The sequence below is a fragment of the Rhizobium skierniewicense Ch11 genome, from assembly GCF_023757665.1.
GTDB lineage: Bacteria > Pseudomonadota > Alphaproteobacteria > Rhizobiales > Rhizobiaceae > Agrobacterium > Agrobacterium skierniewicense.
The window spans coordinates 85,007-109,371 of sequence record NZ_RXPG01000021.1 but is presented as its reverse complement, the minus strand read 5'-3'; the positions used below and the strand labels follow the sequence as shown (position 1 = coordinate 109,371).

At 57.5% G+C, this 24,365-nt stretch carries 19 protein-coding genes and 1 other RNA gene; 9 read left to right on the top strand and 11 right to left on the bottom strand.

What is annotated here, in order from left to right; all coding sequences use genetic code 11:
- Positions 1-34: 34 nt before the first annotated feature.
- The 4 genes from EKM04_RS14765 to EKM04_RS14750 all read left to right on the top strand — a co-directional run bounded on the left by EKM04_RS14765 (position 35) and on the right by EKM04_RS14750 (position 9,634).
- Positions 35-1,189, top strand: coding sequence for an efflux RND transporter periplasmic adaptor subunit (locus EKM04_RS14765; protein ID WP_183895518.1), 1,155 nt, complete (start codon positions 35-37; stop codon positions 1,187-1,189).
- The gene (locus EKM04_RS14760; RefSeq protein WP_183895520.1) at positions 1,186-4,338 is read left to right on the top strand and encodes an efflux RND transporter permease subunit; all 3,153 of its coding nucleotides are present in this window, start codon (positions 1,186-1,188) and stop codon (positions 4,336-4,338) included. Before EKM04_RS14765 ends, EKM04_RS14760 begins: the two co-directional genes overlap by 4 nt.
- 120 nt (positions 4,339-4,458) lie before the next feature.
- Positions 4,459-5,877, top strand: a complete 1,419-nt coding sequence (locus EKM04_RS14755; protein ID WP_183895522.1) for an FAD-binding oxidoreductase — start codon at positions 4,459-4,461, stop codon at positions 5,875-5,877.
- Positions 5,878-5,962: 85 nt separating this feature from the next.
- Positions 5,963-9,634 (top strand): AsmA family protein, encoded by a 3,672-nt coding sequence (locus EKM04_RS14750; protein ID WP_183895524.1) that lies wholly within the window; start codon positions 5,963-5,965, stop codon positions 9,632-9,634.
- Positions 9,635-9,883: 249 nt separating this feature from the next.
- Here EKM04_RS14750 and EKM04_RS14745 read toward each other — a convergent pair whose 3' ends face one another.
- From EKM04_RS14745 to EKM04_RS14710, 8 genes are all read right to left on the bottom strand, one after another.
- Positions 9,884-10,096: a ribbon-helix-helix domain-containing protein gene (locus tag EKM04_RS14745; RefSeq protein ID WP_174153484.1), complete on the bottom strand. Its 213-nt coding sequence runs from the start codon at positions 10,094-10,096 to the stop codon at positions 9,884-9,886.
- Between the two features lie 263 nt (positions 10,097-10,359).
- Positions 10,360-11,910, bottom strand: coding sequence for a Do family serine endopeptidase (locus tag EKM04_RS14740; RefSeq protein WP_183895526.1), 1,551 nt, complete (start codon positions 11,908-11,910; stop codon positions 10,360-10,362).
- Between the two features lie 165 nt (positions 11,911-12,075).
- Positions 12,076-12,405: a DHCW motif cupin fold protein gene (locus tag EKM04_RS14735; RefSeq protein WP_183895528.1), complete on the bottom strand. Its 330-nt coding sequence runs from the start codon at positions 12,403-12,405 to the stop codon at positions 12,076-12,078.
- A gap of 118 nt (positions 12,406-12,523) precedes the next feature.
- Positions 12,524-13,447 carry a protease modulator HflC gene (gene hflC, locus EKM04_RS14730; RefSeq protein WP_183895530.1) on the bottom strand — a complete coding sequence of 308 codons (924 nt, stop codon included), beginning with the start codon at positions 13,445-13,447 and terminating at the stop codon, positions 12,524-12,526.
- Position 13,448: 1 nt separating this feature from the next.
- Positions 13,449-14,597, bottom strand: coding sequence for an FtsH protease activity modulator HflK (gene hflK / locus EKM04_RS14725; RefSeq protein WP_183895532.1), 1,149 nt, complete (start codon positions 14,595-14,597; stop codon positions 13,449-13,451).
- Positions 14,598-14,742: 145 nt separating this feature from the next.
- Positions 14,743-15,270, bottom strand: a complete 528-nt coding sequence (locus EKM04_RS14720) for a dihydrofolate reductase (protein WP_183895534.1) — start codon at positions 15,268-15,270, stop codon at positions 14,743-14,745.
- Positions 15,267-16,061, bottom strand: coding sequence for a thymidylate synthase (locus EKM04_RS14715; RefSeq protein ID WP_183895536.1), 795 nt, complete (start codon positions 16,059-16,061; stop codon positions 15,267-15,269). The genes EKM04_RS14720 and EKM04_RS14715 overlap by 4 nt, the downstream gene beginning before the upstream one ends.
- Before the next feature lie 87 nt (positions 16,062-16,148).
- Positions 16,149-16,457: a DUF2853 family protein gene (locus EKM04_RS14710; RefSeq protein WP_183895538.1), complete on the bottom strand. Its 309-nt coding sequence runs from the start codon at positions 16,455-16,457 to the stop codon at positions 16,149-16,151.
- A gap of 117 nt (positions 16,458-16,574) precedes the next feature.
- Between EKM04_RS14710 and ssrA the strand changes: the two genes are divergently transcribed.
- From ssrA to EKM04_RS14695, 3 genes are all read left to right on the top strand, one after another.
- Positions 16,575-16,945: a transfer-messenger RNA gene (gene ssrA, locus EKM04_RS14705) on the top strand.
- Between the two features lie 127 nt (positions 16,946-17,072).
- On the top strand, positions 17,073-17,585 hold the full coding sequence (locus EKM04_RS14700; protein ID WP_174153467.1) for an SspB family protein: 513 nt from the start codon (positions 17,073-17,075) through the stop codon (positions 17,583-17,585).
- Between the two features lie 35 nt (positions 17,586-17,620).
- Complete coding sequence (locus EKM04_RS14695; RefSeq protein ID WP_183895540.1) at positions 17,621-17,815, top strand: DUF4169 family protein; 195 nt, start codon at positions 17,621-17,623, stop codon at positions 17,813-17,815.
- 57 nt (positions 17,816-17,872) lie between these two features.
- Here EKM04_RS14695 and EKM04_RS14690 read toward each other — a convergent pair whose 3' ends face one another.
- Both EKM04_RS14690 and serB read right to left on the bottom strand, forming a co-directional pair.
- Positions 17,873-18,430: a GNAT family N-acetyltransferase gene (locus EKM04_RS14690; RefSeq protein ID WP_183895542.1), complete on the bottom strand. Its 558-nt coding sequence runs from the start codon at positions 18,428-18,430 to the stop codon at positions 17,873-17,875.
- Positions 18,427-19,317, bottom strand: a complete 891-nt coding sequence (gene serB, locus EKM04_RS14685) for a phosphoserine phosphatase SerB (RefSeq protein WP_183895544.1) — start codon at positions 19,315-19,317, stop codon at positions 18,427-18,429. The genes EKM04_RS14690 and serB overlap by 4 nt, the downstream gene beginning before the upstream one ends.
- Between serB and miaA the strand changes: the two genes are divergently transcribed.
- Positions 19,316-20,212 (top strand): tRNA (adenosine(37)-N6)-dimethylallyltransferase MiaA, encoded by an 897-nt coding sequence (gene miaA, locus EKM04_RS14680; RefSeq protein WP_183895546.1) that lies wholly within the window; start codon positions 19,316-19,318, stop codon positions 20,210-20,212. The genes serB and miaA overlap by 2 nt on opposite strands.
- Before the next feature lie 46 nt (positions 20,213-20,258).
- Here miaA and EKM04_RS14675 read toward each other — a convergent pair whose 3' ends face one another.
- Positions 20,259-22,160 carry an ATP-binding protein gene (locus EKM04_RS14675; protein WP_183895548.1) on the bottom strand — a complete coding sequence of 634 codons (1,902 nt, stop codon included), beginning with the start codon at positions 22,158-22,160 and terminating at the stop codon, positions 20,259-20,261.
- A gap of 393 nt (positions 22,161-22,553) precedes the next feature.
- Here EKM04_RS14675 and EKM04_RS14670 point away from each other — a divergent pair, with 393 nt between their 5' ends.
- Positions 22,554-24,347: an acetolactate synthase 3 large subunit gene (locus tag EKM04_RS14670; RefSeq protein ID WP_183895550.1), complete on the top strand. Its 1,794-nt coding sequence runs from the start codon at positions 22,554-22,556 to the stop codon at positions 24,345-24,347.
- Positions 24,348-24,365: the final 18 nt, after the last annotated feature.

Below are 24,365 nucleotides of genomic sequence, written 5' to 3'. Positions count from 1 at the left end.
CGCGGTAGCGAAGAGTTTCACGTCGGAGAATTATATGAAGGTTTGGAAGCAGGTCGGTGTCAGTCTGGCTGTTGTGGGTGCTGGCGTCTGTCTATGGGTGTTTATGTCGCCCGATGGCAGAAACGTGCTTGCGAAAGCGGGACTTGCGAGCCCTGAACAACCTGCGGCCAAAGCCGGTTCCGCACCCGCTGGCGGTGGGGCAGGGCGCGGACAGGGCGGTGGACGCGGCAATAGCGCCACCCTTGTTTCGATAGCGCCTGTCAAGGTGGGCACCATCAACGACCGACTGAACGCCATCGGCAATGGCGAGGCCATTCAGTCCGTGGTGGTGACGCCACAGGCATCCGGTCTGATTTCCGAAATCCTGGTTTCGTCAGGTCAGAGTGTCAAAAAAGGTGACGTGCTGGCGCGGCTCGACGATGACGAGCAGGTCATCGAGCGTGAGAAGGCACAGGTGTCTTTGAGAAGTGCCGTTGAGAAATCGACCTCGTACCGAAATCTGCGTTCCGTTGCACGGCTGGATGTGCTCGATGCGCAGATTGCCGAGGAAGCCGCCAAGCTTGCAGTCAGCACTGCCGAGCTGAATTTCAAGCGCCGAAACATCCTTGCGCCGATCGATGGTATCGCCGGGATTGTGGCGATTAATGTCGGCGACAATGCAACGACACAGACAAGCATCGTCAGCATTGATGACCGTTCGAAAATTCTCGTTAACTTCTGGGCACCCGAGCGCTTCACCACAGCCATCAAGGTCGGCATGCCAGTGGAAGCGACGTCGATTTCGCGTCCCGGCGAGACATTCAAGGGTAAGGTCGAAGCTGTCGACAACCGCGTTGATGAGGCGAGCCGCACCGTGCGCGTTCGTGCCGTGTTCGAGAATGCCAATGACGATCTGCGTGCAGGCATGTCCTTTGCCGTGACCATGGGATTTACCGGCGACAACTATCCCTCTGTCGATCCTCTGGCCGTGCAGTGGGATGCCGAAGGCTCCTATGTTTGGCGCGTGAAGGATGACAAATCGCACAAGGTTCGCGTTCAGGTCGTTCAGCGCAACCCGGATTCCGTTTTGGTCAAGGCCGAACTGGTCCAAGGCGAACCAATCGTTATCGAAGGTTTGCAGCGTGTGCGTGAGGGCGGCTCGGTCCGTACTGCGGACCAGAAGAAGGCACCGGAGGTCGCCAGCCAATGACGGAGCAGACGCCAACCGGTGCAACCGATTCCAAGCTCGCCTTAACGGCGCTTTTCGTTCGTCGTCCCATTCTCGCCGCCGTCATCAACACGCTTTTGGTGGTCGCCGGTCTTGCTGCGCTCGTCGGCGTCGATGTGCGTGAATTGCCGGATGTGGACCGTCCGGTTATCACCGTGCGCACGACTTATGACGGCGCGTCGCCACAGACCATCGACCAGGAGGTGACGCAGACCATCGAGGGTGCGGTTGCACGTGTCAGTGGCGTCAAATCCATTTCCTCCACATCGCAGTTCGGCACCAGCCGCGTGACGATGGAGTTTAACGACAAAGTCGATATCGCCGTCGCGTCGAATGATGTGCGCGACGCTATCGGTCGTATTACCAACCAGATGCCTGACGATGCCGATGAGCCGCAGATCATCAAGGCCGATTCCGACAGTCAGCCCATCATGCGTCTTGCCGTCACGTCTTCCAGCCTCAGCATGGAAGATCTGACAAAGCTGGTCGATGACGAAATCATCGATCGTCTGGCTGCGGTGGACGGAGTGGCCGATGTCGAGCTTTATGGCGATCAGGAAAAAGTCTTCCGCATCGATCTCGATCAGGGCGCGCTTGCCAGCCGTGGGCTGACCGTGACGGACGTGGCTACTGCGCTCGGCACGGCGGCGCTGGACGTTCCCGCTGGTTCTCTCAAGAGCTCGACGCAGGACATTGTGGTCCGCGCGACCGCCAGCCTGACCAAGCCTTCCGAATTTGAAAACCTCATCGTCAAGGACCGGGTGCGGCTTCGCGATGTCGCCAGCGTCATGCTGGGGGCTGATGACGAAACGACCTCGTTGCGGTCCAACGGGGTCCAGGGCGTGGGCCTTGGAGTCATCCGTCAGGCACAGTCCAATACGCTGAACATATCGACCGGTGTCAAAGCTGTTGTCGCGGCGATGGCACCCAACCTGCCTGAAAACACCCGCATCGTTATTACCAGCGATGATGCGGTGTTCATCGAGGGCGCCCTGCACGAGGTTGAACTGGCGCTTGGGCTTTCCGCTCTCATCGTCGTCGTTGTCCTTTATCTCTTCTTCCGGGATTGGCGCGCCACGCTTATACCGGCCATTACCATGCCGGTTGCTCTGATCGGCACCATCGTCGCCATCTATATGGTCGGCTTCTCGATCAATATCCTGACGCTGCTCGCTATTGTCTTGGCGACGGGCCTGGTGGTGGACGACGCCATTGTCGTCCTCGAAAACATCGTCCGCCGACGATCGGAAGGCATGGGTCCCCGGGCAGCCGCTGTTCTCGGCACACAGGAGGTTTTCTTCGCGGTTATCGCAACGACGGCCACGCTTGCGGCCGTGTTCATTCCGCTGTCGTTCCTGCCCGGCCAGTTGGGTGGCCTGTTCCGCGAGTTTGGCTTCGTGCTGGCTTTTGCGGTCGGACTGTCGTCTATCGTCGCGTTGACGCTTTGCCCGATGCTGGCATCGCGTATGTTGAAAAACGGGGTTAAAGAGCCGACGGGTCCACTCGCTTGGTTCGGCAACGTCTTTGCTTCTTTCTATAAAAGGACGCTGTCTGCCTGCCTTAACAGTCCCCTGATTGTCGTGATCGTAGCGCTTGGTTTTGCGGGCGTGTCATGGATTGCCTTTGGCATGGTTCAAAATGAATTGACCCCACGCGAAGACCGCTCTTCCGTTGTGCTACGCGTCACTGCACCACAGGGCGTCAGCCTCGAGTACACACGTGATCAATTGCAGCGTGTCGAGGAAAACCTGCAGCCGCTCCGCGACAGCGGTGAGATCCGGAATATTTATTCCATTACTGGAATGAACGGTTCATCCAATACCGGTTTTGTCGTTCTGACGCTGGCACCATGGGCAGACCGGGAGCGGACACAGAACCAGATTGCGCAGGACATCAACGCCGCTGCGCAGACGGTGCCGGGGCTTCGTGCTTCTGCATCGCAGCCCAACAGTCTTCGCATTCGCGGTGCTGGCAACGGTCTCAGCATGGCGATGATCGGCGCCAACTATCCTGCGCTGACGGAGGCCACGCAGAAGCTTTTGCTGTCCATGGAAGAAAGCGGCCTGTTCGACACGCCGCGTTTTGAAAACGAGCCCAACCAAGCGCAATTGTCCGTATCGATCGACCGTGAGCGCGCCTCCGATCTTGGTATCGATATCACCGGACTTTCCACGGCCATGCAGTCTCTGCTCGAAGGCCGCTCCATCGTCGATGTCTTCGTGGATGGCGATGCGGTCCCCGTCAGGCTATTGTCGTCGACGCGCCCGATCAACGATCCGACCGATCTGGAGAACATTTTTCTCAAGGCCAAGGACGGGCGGATGGTGCCGATGTCAATCATCGCATCTTTGAAAGAAACGGCGGTCTCACCGCAACTCAATCGCGAACAGCAATTGCCATCGGTGGGCTTCACGGCAAACCTTAAGGAAGGTGTGTCGCTGGGCGAGGCAGTTGCCCGCGTGGAGGAGATGGCCAAATCGGTGATGCCGACCGGTGCGCGACTCTTGCCTTTGGGTGAAGCCGCAACCCTGCAGGAAAATTCCAGCGGCATGTTGCTGACCTTCGGCTTTGCCATTGCCATCATTTTTCTCGTGCTTGCGGCCCAGTTTGAAAGCGTTCTGAGTTCTGTCATCATCATGTCGACCGTGCCGCTCGGTCTCGCTTGCGCCGTCATTGCATTGCTGTTTACCGGCTCCAGCCTCAACGTTTACAGCCAGATCGGCCTTGTGCTTCTGGTTGGGGTCATGGCGAAGAACGGTATTCTGATCGTGGAATTCGCCAACCATCTGCGTGACCAGGGCGCGAGCGTTCGCGAGGCCATCGAAAAAGCGTGTACCATTCGTCTACGTCCTGTGATGATGACGATGATCGCGACCATCCTGGGCGGGGTCCCGCTGGTTATGGCGCAGGGTGCTGGCGCGGAAGCGCGTATTGCGCTCGGCTGGGTCATCGTCGGTGGTCTGGGTTTTGCAACGCTGATTACGCTCTATATCACGCCGGTCTCCTATCTGCTGATTGCCCGCTTTGCCAAGCCGCAGGCGGATGCGGAAATTCGTCTTCATCGGGAGTTGGAAACCGCCATTCGTCGCAGGGCCATCGAGGAAGACAAGCAACTGCTCGCCGCAGAATGACGTGCTAGACGGTGCGCCATTCTGGCAGTGGCTCTGCTGGACAAATCCAAGGTCGTGCCACATACCAGCCGGACTTGCCTGACGGGGTGAGTCCGGTTTCGTATTGCATTGGAGACGATGATGGCATTGAAAGACGTGGTTGCCGGAATGAGAAACGAAGCGGGAATCGCTGCCGTTCTCGATGTTCTCAAACAACAGCTTGGCGATAAGATTCAGACCGGCCAGTCTTTTCGAGAGCAACATGCGCACACCACCACGTATCTCACCACGCAATTGCCCGATGCCGTTGTGTTCGCGGAAAAATCCGATGACGTGAAAGCCGTGGTCAGAGCCTGTGCGCAACATCATGTTCCGGTCATTCCTTTCGGCGTGGGGTCTTCGCTTGAGGGACAGATCAATGCGCCCACGGGCGGCATTTCGGTCGATTTCAGCCGCATGAACCGCATTCTCTCGGTCAATGCCGAGGATCTGGATGTTACGGTGGAGCCGGGTGTGACGCGCGAACAGCTCAATACCTATCTGCGTGACACGGGTCTGTTCTTTCCCATCGATCCCGGGGCCAATGCGTCTATTGGCGGAATGGCATCTACCCGCGCGTCCGGCACCAACGCTGTGCGTTACGGCACGATGAAGGACAATGTGCTGGCGCTGACGGTGGTCACGGCCAATGGCGAGGAAATCCGCACCGGTCGCCGCGCACGCAAATCGTCGGCTGGCTATGATCTGACGCGACTTTACGTTGGGGCAGAGGGTACGCTTGGAGTCATTACCTCCGTTACATTGCGTTTGCAGGGTATCCCGGAGAAGATCGCAGGCGGCGTCTGCACGTTCGCGACCATCAAGGAGGCCTGCGACGCCGTCATCATGACGGTTCAGATGGGCGTTCCCGTTGCGCGCATCGAGCTTCTGGACGAGGTTCAGATCCGCGCCTGTAACGCTTATTCCGGCCTGTCTTACGAAGAAAAGCCAACCCTGTTTTTGGAATTTCACGGTACGGAGGAAACGACCGCGCTGCAATCCCGGCAATTTTCGGAGATCGTTGAAGAGTGTGGGGGCAGCGCGTTTCGCTGGACAAGCGATGCGCAGGAGCGGGCCAAGCTGTGGAAGGCGCGGCACGATGCCTATTGGGCATCCAAAGCGCTCGCGCCGCATCTTGACGTACTCTCGACTGATGTCTGCGTTCCGATTTCCCGCTTTGCGGAATGCGTGACGGAGACCCAGCAGGACATCATCGACAACGCCATGCTTGCACCCATCGTCGGTCATGCGGGGGACGGAAACTTCCACGTTCTTGTGCTGTTCGATGGCAAGGATGCCGCAAGTGTTGCAGCCACTGAAGCCTTCGTTGCCCGATTGAACCGGCGGGCGATTGATGCGGATGGGACCTGTACCGGCGAGCACGGCATCGGACAGGGCAAGATGAGTTTCCTGGCAGAAGAGGTGGGTGGCGCGCTTGATGTGATGGTTGCCATCAAGCGGTCACTTGATCCGAATAATATTTTCAATCCGGGTAAGCTTTTTCGCGTCGATAGCGTATAGGAGACTATCTTTGACGCCGAAATGATGCTTGCTCTGGCGGGAAAAAAAGATAGTTTTCATCGTCGGTTAAGGGAGACGTCAGGTCGTGCTCGGACGCATATTGGTTTTTCTGGGCGGACTGCTTGTCGTGGCGCTGTTTGCGGCGCTGTTCATCCCGTATTTTATCGACTGGACTGATTTTCGGCGCGACTTCGAGGATCAGGCAAGCCGTATTCTGGGCAAGAAGGTCGTGGTACACGGCCGCGTTGAAGCCCGGCTTCTGCCTTTTCCATCGGTCACGTTGCATGACGTGCGCGCCGGTATGGATGCTGACGGTTCCCCGCAAATCCAGGTTGCCCGTTTCTCCATGGATGCAGAACTTGCGCCGTTCCTCTCCGGGGAAGCCCGTATCTTCGATATGCGCATCGAGGAGCCGAAAGCCAAGATCAGGCTGCTGAAGGATGGAACGCTGGACTGGACGCGGGGAAGCCGCGCCGTCATTCCGGCCAAGACCGTCGTGCTGGAAAATGTCAGCATCGAAGGCGGCCAGATTGAATTCATCGATGAGCAATCCGGTCGCAACCGCATCGTTACGGGTCTGACTGCCGATATGTCCGCCAAGTCGCTTGCCGGTCCCTGGCGTGCGGAGGGTCGTGCAGCGGTCGATGGTCACGCAGGGTCGTTTTCACTCTCCAGCGGTGAGCCGGAGGCTAATGCCGGGCGCATGGGTCTCCGTCTTCGTATGCTCCCGGATGAGCATCCGGTCGAGATCGATCTGGATGGGGCAATTGCTGCGACCGGGGGCCGGCCGGTCTATAGCGGTTCCTTCGCCTTCAATTTCCGACAGGATGACAAGCAGAAGCAGCAGGCCAGCCAGTCCCAATCCATCTTCACTGCACCGCGCACCCGCGGCAGCTTCGAACTGACCAACGGTCGTGTGCGCGTGCCGAGTTACCGTATGGAGTTGGGCGGAGCGGAAAACCCGTACATCGTCACCGGTGAAGCCACACTCGACACGGGAACGGCACCCGAGTTCCTGCTGACGGCGGATGGACAGCAGATCGATTTCAACCGTTTTGCACCTGCACCGGTTCAAACGGGCAAGACATCGCGTGTGCCGACCGCCTCATTGCGTCAGCGCATCGAGTCCTTCGCCAGCCTCATTGCGCGCATTCCCGTGCCGCAGGTTCCTGGCAAAGCCAGCATCCGGCTTCCCGCACTGGTGTCCGATGACACCACCATTCGGGATATCCGTCTCGATGTGCGCCCGGACGGTGCCGGTTGGCAGGTTGAAAACGCCGTCGCCGTGCTGCCTGGACGCACCCAGTTTGAAGCCAAGGGTTCTCTGACGTTGACCAATGGTCCGGCGTTCAACGGCGATCTCCTTGTTGCCTCCAACCAACCATCTGGTCTTGCCAACTGGCTGTCCGGCACGGTTGATCCGGCCATCCGGCAGCTGAATGCGGCGGGATTTTCGTCGACCGTATCGTTGACGACGCAGGCGCAGCGTTTCGAAAATCTGGAGCTGGCCATCGGTCAGGCATCATTGCGCGGCCGCTTGATCCGTCAGGCCGAGGACAAGGGCGCCAGCATCGATATTGATTTGTCCGGCAACGAGATCGATCTGGATGCGCTGAAAGCGCTGGGCGGACTTGCTCTGGGCGATCAGGTCGGTAGCTCCGTTCTCGACCACCGCATTACAGCCAAGTTCAAGGCTGATCGCTTCAACATGGCGGGTGTCACAGCCAACCGCGTGGAAACCGCCTTTACCCTGACCGATGGCGTCCTCGCGCTCCAGAGCATGACGGCTGGTGATATTGCGGGGGCCGAGGTCCGGGCAAAGGGGCAGATCAAGGGCTCGTTGTCGGACTTTGAGGGCAAGGGAACCGTCAATCTTCGTGCCGCCGATATGCAGCCCGTGTTTAATCTGCTGCGTCAGAAGTTGCCGCATCACCCCCTTGTGGACCGGCTGGTTGTGAGTGCGCCGTGGTATTCGAATTCCGACATTGCCGTCGATCTTTCGGTAGATAGCAACAATGGCGGTGCGAACGCCGCCGTATCGGGGACCATCAATGGAAGCCGTGTGTCTGCGGTTGCCAAGCTTCCCGATGTCTTGTCCAACACGGATGACGCAGCGCTGACGCTGGAGGCCGTTCTCAAGAATCAGTCGACGGCGATCCTGTTTGGTCAAGCGGGTCTCGATCCGCTGCCTTTCGACGCCGATGGCGAAGGATTGTTGTCGCTGAAGCTCAACGGCACGCTTGGGTCGCCAGTACAAACAGACTTTCGCTTTTCGACCGAGCGTACCCATTTTTCGGCCAATGGTCATTTTTCGCTCGCGGCGGGAAGTTTCGGACAGGGTAATGCCGATGTCTCGTTGGAAAGCGCTGATCTCGAGCCTTACCTCATTATGAATGCTGTCGGCCTGCCGCAATTGGGTGGGGGCATGTCCGTAAAAGGAAAGGCCACGCTGACTGTTGACCAGGAGAAGGCAACCCTGTCCAGTCTGTCGGGGCAGGCCGGTGGAAATCCGATAACAGGTAGTTTTTCCACGTCGCTGGCCGAACCGTATAAGGTGACGGGCGACATATCTCTTGATACCGTCGATTTGGCATGGCTTGGGGACACGATTTACGGCCCGGTGATTGATCCCGAATCTGGCGCCTTGAGCGCCAAGCCTGTTTCTCTTCCTGCCTTTCCGAAACTCGACGCCTCTTTTAATGTTAAAGCCGCAAACTTCGAAACAGGCGCCTATGGCACCGTGACGGGTATGGCCTTTGTGCTCAACCAGTCGAACGGCATGCTGTCGCTGGACAATATGAGCGGCGACTGGATGGGCGGCAAGATTTCGGGGTGGGTCTCCATGTCTGCAGGCGAGGGCGCTGGCATCTTCCGCACCAAGATCGCGGCATCCGGCATTAACCCTGAGACGGTGATGTGGAAAAGCGGGCAGACGCCCGTCGCCAGTGGACGCTTTGCCATCGACTTGACGGCGGAAGCGACCGGCAAAAGTGTGAGCGAACTTCTGTCATCGGCAAGCGGCTCAGGTGAAATCCGGGCGGACGGCCTTGTTTTGCGTGGGCTGAACCAGGCTTCTGTCCAGCCATGGCTTCAAGCCGCAAACGAGCTTCAAGGCACCATTGATGCAGCCAAGGTTCGCCCTCTGGTAGACGCGCATCTCTGGCAAGGCGAAATCCCGCTCGGTGCTGTGTCCATGCCGTTTACGCTGGGTGATGGCCAGATGCGTCTGCAGAATTTGACAGCCAAGACCGAGCAGGTGGCTGTTACTGCCGATGTTGCACTTGATCTTGCGAGCAGCACGCTGACTGGCGGCATCGACCTCGTTTTCGACGTCGGTGCGGAGGAACTTGCGGGCGCAACGCCCTCCGTTCGCCTCAACTATACGGGTCCATTCTCCCAACCGGCACTTACAACCGATGTGTCGGGACTAACCGGATACCTGTCGCTACGCGCGTTTGAGCGGGAGCGACGCCGGGTTGAAGCATTGCAGGCCAGCATTATGGAAAAGCAACGCTTGCGTCGCGAAGTCGCGCTCTTCCGGTTTACGGCTGCAGAGCGACAGGCCGAAAAAGAACGCGCGGCGGCGGCGGAGCAAGCCCGCAAGCAAGAAGAAGAGCGCTTGCGAACTCTAGCGCAGGAACGGCTTCAGGCTGAAAAAGCCGAACAGGACCGGTTGGAGCGCGAGCAAGATACGCAGCCGAAGCCGCCAGCAGGCCCGGTGCTTATCGTGCCACCGACGCAGGAAAATATTCGTTAGTGCGGTTAAAATCGTGCGAGGACCGGAAGCTCTATTCAGCGTTTTAGTCGCGCCCGGCAGGAAACGAATGGCGTCCGCGCAAGCCCTTTGCGCCGCCGCGTTTTCCGGTTTGAGGAAAAAATGCGATGACCGCCTTCAAAAAGATCATCATTGCCTTGCCGCCTGCTGCGACGTCCACATTGGCAAGGGCGACCATCATTGCTGTGATGAAGGCCCTGAGTTTCACTATGTGAGATTCTGTCGATCTTGCTAGGATTGGCTTTTCAACCAGCCCAAGACATAGACACGCAAAGCCGAAGAGAGGTTGCTGTTCTCAGGGCGGTTGTCGTCTATCTCTGCAAGAAGGGCGGCGAAGCTCATTTTGCGTTTTTCGGCAATGGTTCGAAGTTCGTCCCAAAAGGCGTCTTCTAGGGATATGCTGGTCCGGTGACCATGGAGCGTGGTGGAATGCTTGCGGATCAAATTTGTGTCTTTCCAAACTGATTCAACGCGCTGCCTGCCGGATGTATTAGATGCGCGTAAGCTTATGATTTTTTAATTCTTTAACTTTGCTGGCACGCTTTAACGCTGCTCGATGCGGTGAGGTTCCGCCTTCAGAAAATCTCTTGGTTGGATGGGGCCGTCCTTACTGCCAGCGTCACAGCGTGATATTTCAGCGAGCAAGTTGCTTTAACGACGCGGGAGGACGGGACGTGGGAAACCGCCCTCCTGGCGTCTTCTTCAGGCTATTCCAGAGGAATTGCGACGAAACGCAGATTGCCCTTGGCGTCTGCGACCATCATATGGGCATTCTTGCGACCGGCGGATTTCAGACCGTTGACGCGCACAAGCACATCACCGGGGACGTCCATGAAGTCCTGGCCAACCTCAACGATGACATCGCCTTCCTTGATGCCCTTTTGCTCAGCGACCGAGCCCTGCTCGACGCTTGCCACCAAGACACCCTCGACGCTTTCGGCGATGCTTTTTGCGGTACGCAGCTCCGTCGTCAATGCAACGAGGTTCATCCCGAGAACTGTCTGTGCAGCCTCTCGCTGATCCGGTGCCTGCGGGTCTTGCTCGCCACCGTTCTCATTCGGCTGCGCCATCTCGCCGCCTTCGCCGTCGTCAGGCATCGTTTCTTCGTTGCCTGCACCTGCTCCGGGCTGTTGCTCTTCCGCGCTATCCTGCAACTGGCCGAGCTTGACTTTCACGGTCTGCTCCTTGCCGTCACGAAGCACAACGACATCGACTTCCTTGCCGACGGGGCTTTCCGCGACCACACGCGGCAGATCACGCATTTCCTGAATAGGTTTGCCATCGAAGGTCAGGACGACGTCGCCCGCCTGGATCGGGCCGTTTTCGACCGGCCCACCCTTTACCACGCCCGAGATCAACGCGCCACGCGGGCTGTCCATGGCAAGGCTGGATGCGATATCCTCGGTGACGGGCTGTACCCGAACGCCAAGCCAGCCGCGACGCGTCTCACCGAACTCGATCAGTTGCTGGACGATGTTTTGCGCAAGCTCGGTGGGCACGGAAAAGCCGATACCGATCGAGCCGCCGCTGGGCGAGATAATGGCCGTGTTGATACCGATGACTTCACCCTTCATGTTGAAAAGCGGGCCGCCGGAGTTCCCTTTGTTGATCGCGGCATCCGTCTGAATGAAATTGTCGTAGGGACCTGCATTGATGTTGCGGCCGCGCGCAGACACGACGCCGACGGAGAGCGAGCCACCGAGCCCGAATGGATTGCCGATGGCCATGACCCAGTCACCAATTCGCATGGCGCGGGAATCGCCGAATTTGACGGCTTTCAGAGGCGCCTTCGGCTCCACCTTCAGCACCGAAAGATCGGTCTTGGTATCTGTACCGACCAGTTTGGCCTTCAGCTTGTTGCCATTGGGGAAAATGACCTCGATATCGTCGGCACCTTCGATAACGTGATTGTTCGTGACGACGTAACCGGCGGGGTCGATGACAAAGCCGGAGCCGAGAGAACTGACCTTGCCGCCGCTGTCAGAATCCTTGTTGTCGAAGTAATCCTTGAAAAACTCCTGGAAGGGCGAGCCATCTGGAATGCGGGGAGGGGTCGGGCCCTTACCTTCGGTCTTGACGCTCTGAGAGGTGGAGATGTTGACCACCGCATCAAGCAGCGGCGCGGCCAGATCAGCGACCGACGCGGGGCCGACGCTCTGCGCTCTGGCACCTGCCGGAACAAGTCCGCCTGCGATGATGGCAAGTCCTGCCATGGCGGCGATGCTGCTGCGGAAAGGTGAAAGAGTAGAAACGGGCATACGGCGTCCTCGCGTCTTGCAAAACATGGCGTTCTGTAAACTAGCCAAGCATAAGGCGGAATGATGAAGTGTAAAAATACCTTTTCGTGAATGATCGACAAATCGCCCCATCATCCACGAAAATCGACGCCGCACAGCAAAGGTGCAGCTTTGCACGACATGCACTCAATCGACGATGAAAAGCCTGGCGCCGATGGAGGTGGATGAGCGATGCGGCTCTGCATTGTCTGCCACTTGATAGCTCATGCCTGCTTTCAGAAGAAAATTGCGGCCATCTTCCAGTTCGGTGTTCAGTTCACCCTCGAGGCACAACAGAATGTGACCCTTGGTGCACCAGTGATCGGCCAGATAGCCGGGCGTATAGTCCACCATGCGAACACGGATGCTGCCGAAGTGTCGGGTACGCCAGGTGGCGCTTCCGGTTTCTCCCGCGTGTACCGTGGGTTCGACCTGCGACCAGTCCGTGGTGCCGAAGGGAATATCGTTGATGTTCAATGCTATCTCCGAATTTTGATAAGTCGATCCATATGCAGGGATCGGTCAACCACTTGCCAGCCCTCAATAGCAGAAGGGCCGATGTTTCCACCGGCCCTTTGTTATCATGTCACCGTGCTCAGTTTGCTGGTGCAGCAGGAGCCGGTGGCGCCGGCTGAGGAGATGCGCCATTGATATCGTTGAAATAACGGAAGAACGGCGAGTCCGGAGACAGAACCAGCGTCGTGCCCGTGCCGCTCAACGATGTAGCATAGGCGCTCATCGAGCGATAGAACTCGAAGAAGCTCGGATCACGCTGGAAGGCTTCGCCGAAGATCCGGTTCCGCTCTGCATCGCCTTCACCGCGCAGCACTTCCGACTGGCGGTTGGCATCGGATTCGAGCTCAACGACCTGACGGTCGGCGATAGCGCGACGACGCTGTGCTTCTTCGTTACCACGCGCGCGGATCAATTCCGCTTCGGCAAGACGCTCGGAGCGCATGCGCCCGAATGTGTTGACTGAGACATCCTGACTGAGATCGGTGCGTCGAATGCGAACATCGACAATGCTCAGGCCAAGATCTTCAGCACTTGGCCGCAAGTCGTCTCGCACTTCCTGCATCATCGATGCACGCGCATCTGAGAGAGCGGATTCGAACCCACGCAGACCATAGACGCGGCGCAGTGAGGAGTCGAACAGGGTGCGCAGCTGCCCTTCAGCTCGCTCTTGATCGCCACTCGCATTCGCAAGGAAGCGGCGTGGATCGGTGATACGATAGACGAGAAACGCATCGACCTCGTACACCTTACCGCCCGAAACTTGTGCTCGAATATTCTCGTAGTCGAGGCGAAGGGCACGGTTCTCAATGTATTGCACGCGATCAAGCCCCATGAAAGGGAACGGCAGCTTGAAGTAAATGCCTGGCTCGCTTCTGACACTCTGGATCTGGTTGAACCGAAGGACAACGGCCTGCGTGACCGGCGTCACGATATAGATGGACGAGTAGCCCACAAATAAGATGATCGCAAAACCCACGATAAGTGCAATGAGACGATTGGTCATATCAGTTGCCCCCCCGAGGTGCCGCATTCGGGTTGTTACGCATGATCTCGTTCAGCGGCAGATACGGCATCACGCCCTGCTTTTCGTCAATAATGATCTTGTTGGATCCTTTCAGAACCTGCTCCATGGTTTCAATGAACATGCGCTGGCGCGTTACGTCCGGCGCGGAGCGGTACTGGTCATAGATTGAAACGAAGCGCTGTGCTTCACCCTGTGCCTCGTTGACGACGCGGCTTTTGTAAGCGCTGGCCTCTTCAACGATCTGCGCAGCCTGGCCGCGCGCGGCACCCAGCTTCTGGTTGGCATATTGATTGGCTTCGGACACGAAACGGTCCTCGTCCTGTTCGGCGCGCTGAACTTCTTCAAATGCATCGGCGACCTCGCGTGGCGGAGCTACATCTTCAATAGAAACCCCGTTGACGTTGATGCCGGCACCATAGCCATCCATGGTGCTCTGGATGATTGTCTTAACCTCCTCGGCAACCTGTGCTCGGTTGTCGCGGAAAATGTCCTGCGCTGGACGCCGTCCAACGATTTCGCGCATGGCGCTTTCGGCCACCTGCTGCAACGTGTTCAAAGGCGCTTCGACATTGTAGAGGAATGATTTAGGGTCTTTCACCGTGTAAAGAACGGCAAATTGCACGTTGACGATGTTCTGATCACCCGTCAGCATAACGCCCGTTGCCGAAGCATCGGTTGTTGATGTATTCGAGCGCGTCCCGATATTCAGCCGCTGCTGGCTCACCTTGACGATTTCAACGGTTTCGATCGGCCAGAGAAGGAAGTGAGCGCCTTGCGTCGAAACCTCATCCTTCGGTGTGCCGAAGCGTGTTTCGACGCCGCGTTCGTCCGGGCGAACAGTGTAAAACGACTGAATCCCGACAAAGGCCAGCACGACGAGAACAAGGATGGCGACCACGCCACCGTTTATGCCGCCTGGAAGCAGGCTCTTGAAACGGTCCTGGCTGCGACGAATGATCTCTTCGATATCTGGAGGGCCGCCATTGCCGCCGCCTCCACCACCGCCGCCACGTGGCCGGTTTGGTCCCTGACCCCAGGGGCCTCCCTGGTTGTTTCCACCGCTGCCACCGTTGTTACCGCCGCCGCCGCCCCAAGGGCCGCCGCCGCCATTCTGATTGCTCCAGGGCATCCATACCTCTTATGCTAAAAACTCTCCCGCTCCCTCCTGACCATGCTTGCGCATGTCACGCGGGACTGTGGTCTCAGTTATAAGTAGGAGAGCGGTCCGTTTCAACGCAGAGGCGGTAACTTAATACCCAATCACGGTAAATAGTTCACGTCTTGGCGTGATGTCGACGATAAGTTGTAAATCTCACCGGGTAATTGTCTTTTTCCCCTGCAGGCCAAGGCGTTTCCTCGGTTTTGAAAAAGACGAGCGGATCGATGGTCGGGAAAAAAGTATCGCCCTCCAGCGACACCTCGACATGGGTGACGGAAAGTTGATCTGCATAGGGCATGGCCTGACGGTAAATCTCGCCACCACCGGCCACGAAAATCTCATCGACGCCAAGAGCTTGCGCCCTGTCTCGAGCCAAAGAGAGCGCATCTTCCAGAGACCAAACCACATCGACACCATCGGGGTGATAGTCAGGATTGCGGCTGACGATGATGTGCGGACGTCCGGGCAAGGGACGCTCTCCCACCGAAAGGAACGTCTTTCGTCCCATGATCATCGGTTTGCCCATGGTCAGCGCCTTGAACCTCTTTAGGTCCGACGACAGCTTCCAGGGCATGTCGAGATCACGGCCGATGACGCCGTTTTCAGCGACAGCTGCTATGAGGATGACGCTTGGCTGTATCATACCGCAATCGGTGCCTTGATGGAGGCGTCCGCCTCGTAATTTTCCAGCGTGAAATCTTCGAACGTGAAGTCGAAGAGATTTTTAACGTCCGGATTCAGGCGCATGGACGGCAGCGCTTTTGGCGTGCGCTGCATTTGCAGTTGCGCCTGCTCGAAATGGTTGGCGTAGATATGGGCATCGCCCAGCGTATGGACGAAATCGCCCGGCTTCAGGCCGGTGACCTGGGCCACCATCAGCGTCAGCAGCGCGTAAGATGCGATGTTGAAGGGAACGCCGAGGAAGATATCGGCGGAGCGCTGGTAGAGCTGACAGGATAGCTTGCCATCCGCGACATAGAACTGGAACAGACAGTGGCAGGGTGGCAGTGCCATGTCATCCACAAGAGCCGGGTTCCAGGCCGATACGATATGACGGCGCGAATTGGGGTTGGTTTTGAGGCTTTCGATCAAAAGCGTGATCTGGTCGATGTGGCGGCCATCGGGTGCGGGCCAGGAGCGCCATTGGGCGCCATAGACGGGGCCGAGATTGCCATCCTCATCGGCCCATTCGTCCCAGATAGAAACGCCGTGTTGCTTGAGGTAGGCGATATTGGTGTCGCCCTTCAGGAACCACAGAAGTTCGTGAATGATCGAGCGCAGATGCAGCTTCTTGGTGGTCAGGACCGGAAAGCCTTCAGACAGATCGAAACGCATCTGGTAACCGAAGACGGAACGCGTACCAGTTCCGGTCCGATCGCCCCGGTCGCTACCGGTGTCCATGACATGCCGGAGAAGGTCGAGATATTGCTTCATGATGGTCCGCCGCCGATTCTAAACAGCTGGCACCATATGGCCTTCGAGGCTACGGAGCCAGTCACCCACGGCGGCGGCCCACAGAAATCAGAGCGTTTCCAATTTCCCGAGGTGCTTGGCGACGAGGTAATAGAAGGTCACGCGTGATTTTGTGCGGTCGCCCTTCATCGCGGTAATGGTGTCATCGACCGCTTTGTCGGCATCGGCGCCGGTCACGCCCAGCTTCTTGCCACACCAGTTCGTTTTGACACGGGCCAACTCTTCAGGATCTGATGAGGAAACGAGTGCAGAATCGCGATTGCGCAAAGCAATGCCGAGATGTTTGACAATTTTAGCCACCGCGTCTTCATCGGCATTGGCGTCGTATAGTCTCACATCTGCGAGATAGTCCGTCATGTTCTGTCCTCCCACATATGAATCTGTTAATTTAAGTCTCTACTTATAAAGCAGAATGTGGCAAGTCCGCGGTCCCGTCAAGAATTGCGCGCGACCTTTCATCGAAATGTCATCAGCCCCCTTTTCTCCGCCGCACGAAGCGCCTATATGGTCCTTGCCGGATGCAAATCCGGATATGGCGATAAACGGTCGATGAAATAAGCCTATTGGACCCGGGGGCGGTACCCGGCGCCTCCACCAAAAACCGGCGGACCTTTGAGAAGGCCGGCTTTTGATGGGGGTGAAATAGGATCGACAAGGGTGTAAAGATCGAACTTTTGCTCGGCATGATACCGCCGTTATCGGGTCACAAGTGTAGTTGCAAATGACAACAACGCTAAGGAATACGCTCTCGCTGCCTAATGGCGGTGTGGGAATTCCGACTTAAGCCCTTACGGTTAGCCCCGTAAGGCGGGGTTCGGAGGTACCTGGCAACAGAAACCTCCACCTTCTCCATTTCGGCGCGATCGGCTATAAGTCGAAATGACTCGGGGCAGGCGGGCTTTTCCGTTGCTGCGTTGTAGGACATTGCGTATAATACGATAAAAGACGTTTGCATAGGAAAGACAGGACCGTATGGGGCAGGATCATATCCGTTACGACATTCTCGCACAGGATGCCCTTCGCGGCGTTATTCGCAAGGTATTGAGCGAAGTTGCTGCGACGGCAAGGCTACCCGGCGACCACCATTTTTTCATCACCTTTTTGACCGGCGCTCCAGGCGTGCGTATCTCGCAGCACCTGAAGTCGAAGTATGCCGAGCAGATGACCATCGTCATCCAGCATCAGTTCTGGGACATGAAGGTTACGGACACACAGTTCGAAATCGGCCTGTCCTTCTCCGATACGCCTGAAAAGCTTGTCGTTCCTTTCAATGCGATCAGGGGCTTCTATGATCCATCGGTAAATTTCGAACTCGAATTCGACGTTCCCCTGGCAGAAGAGGAAGACGTCGTGGAGGCGGAAATCACAGCCTATCCGGCACCTGCCGAGAACAAGGCTTCCTCGACCTCGACCGAAGAGAAGCCGGACGAAGAGAAAAAGGCCGGCTCCGTGGTTTCTCTGGATGCATTCCGCAAGAACAAGTGATTGTTTGAAGTCATTGGCGCAGATGGGAGATGGTCGTGACAGGCGATGTCGTTAATCTGCGCCAGTTTCGCAAACAGAAGGCGCGCAGTGATAAGGAAAAGCAGGCGGAGCAAAACCGCCTGACATTCGGTCGTACCAAGACCGAAAAAAATCTTACGTCCGCTCTCAATGACAAAGCCAGTCGTATGCTCGATCAGGGCAAGCTCGACACGGGTGATGACGAAGCATAAGTGCTTTTCCGCTCGACTTTCACTGCGTTACCGCATTGGTCCCTGTCGACTGGTCGCTCATTTCCCCAACCACCGCTCCAGCGTCAGCGCGTAGGTCACGTGCGGTTTGAGCTGAGGGTGGGTGTCCGGCACGCGCGGGTGCAGGAAATCACGTGACGGGTCTCGGATAAGGCCGGTGCGTTTCATGACGGCCACGGAGCGCTGGTTGTCCTTGACTGCGAAAGACACGATTTCAGGCAGCTTTTTCTCATCGAAACCCATGGCCAGGAGCGATTTCGCAGCTTCAGTCGCATAACCCTTACCCCAGTATCGGGTCGCCAGACGCCAACCGATTTCCATCGTGCCGAGCGGAAATATGTCTTCGAGATTGACGGGCACAATGCCGCAGAAGCCGATCGGCTCGCCGGTGTCACGCAGTTCCATGGCATAGAAGCCGTAACCGGTCGCGCGGATCAACCCGTTGACCCGGTCGAGCGCCACGTCGGATTCGTCATGACTTCGCGCCTGGGGGAAAAACTCCATGACTTTGGGGTCCGCATTGATCTCCCGGAAAAGATCGCGGTCCGTCTCTCTCCATTCCCGAAGGAGCAGTCTGGAAGTTCCGCGCAAGATCATGAGGTAACGAAATCAGCCTTGCGATAACCTTGAAGGTAAAGAAGCGCGGTCAGATCGCTGTGATCGATGCGAATTTTCGCTTCTGCCGCAACGGCTGGCTTGGCGTGTAAGGCAACGCCCGATCCCGCCAGATGCAACATGCCGAGATCGTTGGCGCCATCGCCAACAGCCATCGCGTCGTCAGGAGAAATCCCCAGTGTCGTCGCAATGTCGTTGAGGGCATCAACTTTTGCCTGCTTGCCGAGGATGGGTTCGGCCACGGTGCCATCGAGAAGGCCGTCTTTCTCGCCCAGTATGTTTGCGCGGTTTTCATGAAAGCCGAGCGTTTCAGCGATACGGCTGGTAAAGACGGTGAAACCGCCCGACACCAGAGCCGTATAGTGGCCTTTCGCCTTCATGGTGGCGATGAGCTCCATGCCGCCGGGGGTCAGCGTCACACGTCTTTCGATGACATCGTCCACCACCGAAATTGGCAGGCCCTTCAGCAGTGCCACGCGCTCGCGCAGAGCAGGCTCGAATGCAATCTCGCCGTTCATGGCGCGCGCGGTAATCAGGGAAACTTCGTCTTTCAGGCCCACTTCGGCCGACAGTTCGTCTATGCATTCCTGCTGAATCATGGTGGAATCCATGTCGGCGATCAGAATTTTCTTGCGGCGCTTGTCCTGATCCTGAATGGCGATGTCGATGGGTCTGTCGGCGATAGCCATCCGCAGCACGCGTTCTGCCGCCGCCAAGTCCGTACCATCGCGCAGCACCAAATCGCATGCGATCCCATCCGCCAGCCAATAGAGGCCGGAAGCGTCGAGTGCCTTTGCGGCGCTCTCTGCTATGACGGAATTGAGAACAGGATTTGACGGATTGGCGATAAGCGTGGCAACGAGAGCCATGATGAGAAACCTTGGTGACGAATTCGATGCGACCCTGATAACCGGCCCAACGGCAAGCGGCAAGTCCGCGCTTGCGCTTCGTGTCGCCCGGCAGAAGAATGGTGTTGTCATTAATGCCGATAGCATGCAGGTCTACGATACCTTGCAGGTGCTCACCGCACGGCCTTCCACGGATGACATGGATGGCATACCGCATCACATGTATGGGAATATCCCCGCATCCAGATCCTATTCCACCGGTGAATGGCTGCGAGACGTGACTGCGCTCCTGAAAAATCTAAGAAGCGAGGGGCGTCATCCGGTCATCGTTGGCGGCACAGGGCTTTATTTTCAAGCCTTGGCGGGTGGACTGTCCGATATGCCGGCAATTCCGACCGAAATCCGGGAGCGATACCGGACGCGATTGGTCGAAAGTGGGTCTGCAAACCTCTATGACGAGCTATCGGTCCACGACCCGCAGACCGCCGCCGCCCTGAAGCCGAGCGACGGTCAGCGCATCGTCCGCGCTTTGGAGATTTGGGAGGCGACGGGACAGTCCATCCGCACATTTCAACACGCCAACGGGCCGGTCATCATCGATCAGGCGCGAGCTGAAAAATTCGTGGTGCTGCCGGAGAGGGCCGTGCTGCATGACCGCATCAACCGTCGTTTTGAAGGCATGATGGAGAGCGGTGCCGTTGAGGAAGTCAGAGCGCTTCTGGCGCTCGGGCTTTCATCGGACGCAACGGTGATGAAGGCCATTGGTGTTTTCCAGATTGCGGAGATGCTGGCGGGACGCATGGGTGAGGCAGAGGTCATCGACAAAGCCGCAGCTGCCACCCGCCAATATGCCAAGCGTCAGATGACGTGGTTTCGCAATCAGATGGGAGAGGACTGGGAACGCCTTGTGCCTTAGAGTGTTTCCATTTAACGAGGAAACGCCCTAAGGCGCGAAGCGATCCTCAATCCTTCCGATACAGGCTTCCCAGCGGTTTTTTCAAGACATCAGCCCGCGGCGGTGCCGCAGTCGTCGGCATTTGCGCTTTTGCAGAAAAGGCAGAGCTTCGTGGCAGCATTTCCGGGCGATAGGGTTCGCTTCCGGTACTTTCGTTGAATTCCCGTTTCCAGCTTTCGAATTCTTCCTCGTCCGCGTCCTGAGCGATCTTCGCGTCGTAGCTTTGGCGGAACCCGGAAATGTCCGGGCCACTGACCGAACGCATGCGTTTGACGATGGAGCGCAGGTCAACCGTATCCGGCGTGTCTTCCAGTGCGGAGTGCGTGACGCCGTTGGCTTTCGGAAGGACATGGACCGGCACGCGGTTGAACTTGATGCGCATCGGTACGTTGATCGCCTCGCCGAAAGCGATGGCCTCGCCATTGCCGATGGACGACAGAAAGCTGGTGGTGGAAACCGACGAGTTCGGGATAGCCGAGCGGATAATCTCCTGGTCGTTTTCGTTGGAAAGCCGCATGGCGAAAACCGTCGAGCACTGCGAGAGAATCGTCTGGTCCAGTTCTCCGGGGCGCTGGGTGATGATGCCGAGCGAAACGCCGTATTTACGGCCTTCCTTGGCAATGCGGGCAATGGCCTGTCGGGTCGGGAAAAATCCGAGCGCGGGATCGGCGGGGACATAGCGGTGCGCTTCTTCGCAAACCACGAGCGTGTGGATCGCGCCCTGGCTCCACAGCGCCAGTTCGAATGCCATGCGGCATAGAACAGATGCGACGGAGTTCACGACTTCTGACGGAATGCCCGACAGTTGAAAGACCGAGATGGGCTTGCCTTCGCCGGGCACGCGGAAAATATACGCGACCGTTTCCATGATCGTGTCGCTGATCGTGCTGTTGGAGAACATGAAGTGGTAGCGCGGGTCATTGATGGCCGACATGATGCGCATTTTCAGATTGCGCAAGGCTGGCTTCTCGTCGCGCCCCTCCAGCCGCCCGATGCGCTCATCGATAAGGGCGAGAAGATCGGCGATGCGGTAAGGAATGGGGGTATCGGAGGTCAGAGACGACTTTTCCGAGGCGCGGCGCATGATGGAGTTTTCCGAGCCGCGAAAGGCACGTTTGGCTTCCGGGATGAGGTCGCGCAGGACATCCAGTTCTTCGGCTACGGCCTTGCGTCCGCGGTAAAGCACCTCTGTGAATTCCTCCAGCTTCATCAGCCAGAAGGGCAGGTCGAGCGTATCGGTATCGATAACAACGGATGTCTGCGGAAACGCTGCGGCATATTCATTGTGCGGATCGAGAATCAGCACGCGCAGTTTCGGGTCTTTCTCGATCGCCTTGTTGAGCAACAGCGACACCGCAGTGGACTTTCCGACACCGGTCGACCCGAGAACGGCAAAGTGCTTCGACAGCATTTCCGGAATGCTGATCGTCGCATCGACGCTATCGTCCTGCGTCAGACGGCCGACGACGCAAGCGCCACCCCCGGTATTGTCATAGATCCGCATCAGGTCGCTGGCGCGAATGCGGTGGGCAATGGCGCCCAGATAGGGATAGCGGGAAATGCCGGTGGAAAAACGCTCGGTGCCATCGGGTGTAAGATGGATTTCGCCCAGAAGCTCGACATCAATCAGAAGCGTGTTGCTGCGGCTTGCCGACCAACCGGCTTCGCTGGTTTTCATGGCGTAGGTGAGGGCTGCGACGCGTGTTTCGCCAAGGTCGATGGAAATCAGTCTGCCGACCGACCACAGTTCGGCAAGATCCGTCTTGCCGGGTTCTGTCGTTGCGGAAATCGTCGCACGCGATCCTGTGCAGGAAATGACGTGGCCCAGCAGGCGATTGCCTGCCGTCAACTCATCGCGGCGCTCATGCGCGCCTGCGGTCGCGGATTTGCGAAGGTCGTCGTTAAACACGTCTTGCCCCTGTCATAGGTCTGTCGGCCTTTTGACGGCCGCGCGCGGGTTGTCCCGTTCATTGCCTCCAGTCTATAAGATCGCATTTAACAACTGGTATAACGCTGACGTATTTTTATGTCTTCAAGCGGTGTTTGTACGTAATAAATGGAATGAATGCCGGTTTTTTCCGCAATACGCGTTGACGGAGAATGGTTTTCTGGCTAACACTCGCTCCCATGAAAAATCTTAACGTACTTATCGTGGTGGGACGGCGCATGGGCAGGATGGTGTAACCATCCGGCGAAAGCACCCATGCGCTGAACGAGGCTCCTCAAAGGAGCCTTTTTTTATGTCTCCACTTGGGCCAGACGGCCCCGCGATATCCAAGGCCAAATCGGGATGGAACAGGCAATGACGGATAAGGACACGACCGAAAGCAATAACACCATGACGGGCGCGGAAATCATTCTGAGAGCCCTCAAGGACAACGGCGTCGAGCATATTTTCGGTTATCCGGGTGGTTCGGTTCTGCCGATCTATGACGAGATTTTCCAGCAGGACGACATCCAGCACATCCTGGTTCGCCACGAGCAGGGTGCAGGCCACGCCGCCGAAGGCTATGCCCGCTCCACCGGAAAGGTCGGCGTGATGCTGGTAACCTCGGGTCCAGGCGTCACCAATGCGGTTACGCCGTTGCAGGATGCGTTGATGGACAGTGTTCCGCTCGTCTGCATTTCCGGGCAGGTTCCGACCACGCTGATCGGCTCCGACGCGTTCCAGGAATGCGATACGGTCGGCATTACGCGTCCGTGCACAAAGCACAATTGGCTGGTCAAGGACGTCAACGATCTGGCCGCCATCATTCATGAAGCCTTCCGCATTGCCCAGACCGGTCGTCCTGGCCCAGTCGTCGTCGATGTTCCCAAGGATGTTCAGTTCGCGACCGGCACCTACACGCCACCCTCTGCCGCGATCCAGCAGAAGAGCTACAAGCCGAAGGTCCACGGCGATATCAACGCCATCCACGCGGCCGTCGAGCTGATGTCTAAAGCCAGACGCCCGGTCTTCTATACCGGCGGCGGCGTCATCAACTCCGGCCCGGAAGCCACGCGCCTGCTGCGTGAACTGGTTCAGCTGACCGGTTTCCCGATCACATCGACGCTGATGGGTCTTGGCTGCTATCCCGCGTCTGGCGAGAAGTGGCTGGGCATGCTGGGTATGCACGGCTCTTACGAAGCCAATATGGCCATGCACGATTGCGACGTCATGGTCTGCGTCGGCGCGCGTTTCGATGACCGTATCACGGGCCGTCTGAATGCGTTTTCGCCCAATTCCAAGAAAATCCACATCGATATCGATCCGTCTTCGATCAACAAGAACGTTCGCGTCGATGTGCCCATCATTGGCGATGTCGGCAATGTCCTGGAAGACATGGTTCGCGTTTGGCGCGCTTTGCCGAACAAACCGGAAAAGGCGCAGACGCAAGAGTGGAACGAGAGCATTACGCGCTGGCGTGCCCGCAAGTCGTTTTCCTACAAGAATTCCAAAGATGTCATCATGCCGCAATACGCGCTTGAGCGTCTGTATGCAGCATCGAAGGGCCGCGACACATACATCACCACGGAAGTTGGCCAGCATCAGATGTGGGCGGCGCAGTTCTTCGGTTTCGAAGAGCCAAACCACTGGATGACCTCCGGCGGCCTCGGCACCATGGGATACGGCCTGCCTGCCGCTATCGGCGTTCAGGTCGCTCATCCGGAAGCCTTGGTTATCGATATTGCCGGTGATGCGTCGATCCAGATGTGCATTCAGGAAATGTCCTGTGCGATCCAGCATAACCTTCCGGTCAAGATCTTCATCTTGAACAACCAGTATATGGGCATGGTGCGCCAGTGGCAGCAGCTGCTGCATGGCAACCGCCTGTCCAACTCCTACACTGAAGCCATGCCTGATTTCGTCAAGCTGGCGGAAGCCTATGGTGGTGTCGGCATGTATTGCGATGATCCCAAGGAACTGGACGACAAGATTGCGGAAATGATTGCGGTCGACAAGCCTGTCATCTTCGATTGCCGCGTCGCCAATCTCGCCAACTGCTTTCCGATGATCCCGTCGGGCAAGGCGCATAACGAGATGCTGTTGCCGGACGAGGCAACCGACGAAGCCGTTGCCACCGCTATCGACGCCAAGGGCCGTCAGCTCGTCTGATCTGGAGAGGAATACGGA

What these genes read in the sequence shown, in the direction of transcription:
- EKM04_RS14765 (WP_183895518.1), top strand. Translation starts at nt 35, where the DNA reads ATGAAGGTTTGGAAGCAGGTCGGTGTCAGTCTGGCTGTTGTGGGTGCT.
- EKM04_RS14760 (WP_183895520.1), top strand. Translation starts at nt 1,186, where the DNA reads ATGACGGAGCAGACGCCAACCGGTGCAACCGATTCCAAGCTCGCCTTA.
- EKM04_RS14755 (WP_183895522.1), top strand. Translation starts at nt 4,459, where the DNA reads ATGGCATTGAAAGACGTGGTTGCCGGAATGAGAAACGAAGCGGGAATC.
- EKM04_RS14740 (WP_183895526.1), bottom strand. Translation starts at nt 11,910, where the DNA reads ATGCCCGTTTCTACTCTTTCACCTTTCCGCAGCAGCATCGCCGCCATG.
- hflC (WP_183895530.1), bottom strand. Translation starts at nt 13,447, where the DNA reads ATGACCAATCGTCTCATTGCACTTATCGTGGGTTTTGCGATCATCTTA.
- hflK (WP_183895532.1), bottom strand. Translation starts at nt 14,597, where the DNA reads ATGCCCTGGAGCAATCAGAATGGCGGCGGCGGCCCTTGGGGCGGCGGC.
- EKM04_RS14720 (WP_183895534.1), bottom strand. Translation starts at nt 15,270, where the DNA reads ATGATACAGCCAAGCGTCATCCTCATAGCAGCTGTCGCTGAAAACGGC.
- EKM04_RS14715 (WP_183895536.1), bottom strand. Translation starts at nt 16,061, where the DNA reads ATGAAGCAATATCTCGACCTTCTCCGGCATGTCATGGACACCGGTAGC.
- EKM04_RS14710 (WP_183895538.1), bottom strand. Translation starts at nt 16,457, where the DNA reads ATGACGGACTATCTCGCAGATGTGAGACTATACGACGCCAATGCCGAT.
- EKM04_RS14700 (WP_174153467.1), top strand. Translation starts at nt 17,073, where the DNA reads ATGGGGCAGGATCATATCCGTTACGACATTCTCGCACAGGATGCCCTT.
- EKM04_RS14690 (WP_183895542.1), bottom strand. Translation starts at nt 18,430, where the DNA reads ATGATCTTGCGCGGAACTTCCAGACTGCTCCTTCGGGAATGGAGAGAG.
- miaA (WP_183895546.1), top strand. Translation starts at nt 19,316, where the DNA reads ATGATGAGAAACCTTGGTGACGAATTCGATGCGACCCTGATAACCGGC.
- serB (WP_183895544.1), bottom strand. Translation starts at nt 19,317, where the DNA reads ATGGCTCTCGTTGCCACGCTTATCGCCAATCCGTCAAATCCTGTTCTC.
- EKM04_RS14670 (WP_183895550.1), top strand. Translation starts at nt 22,554, where the DNA reads ATGACGGATAAGGACACGACCGAAAGCAATAACACCATGACGGGCGCG.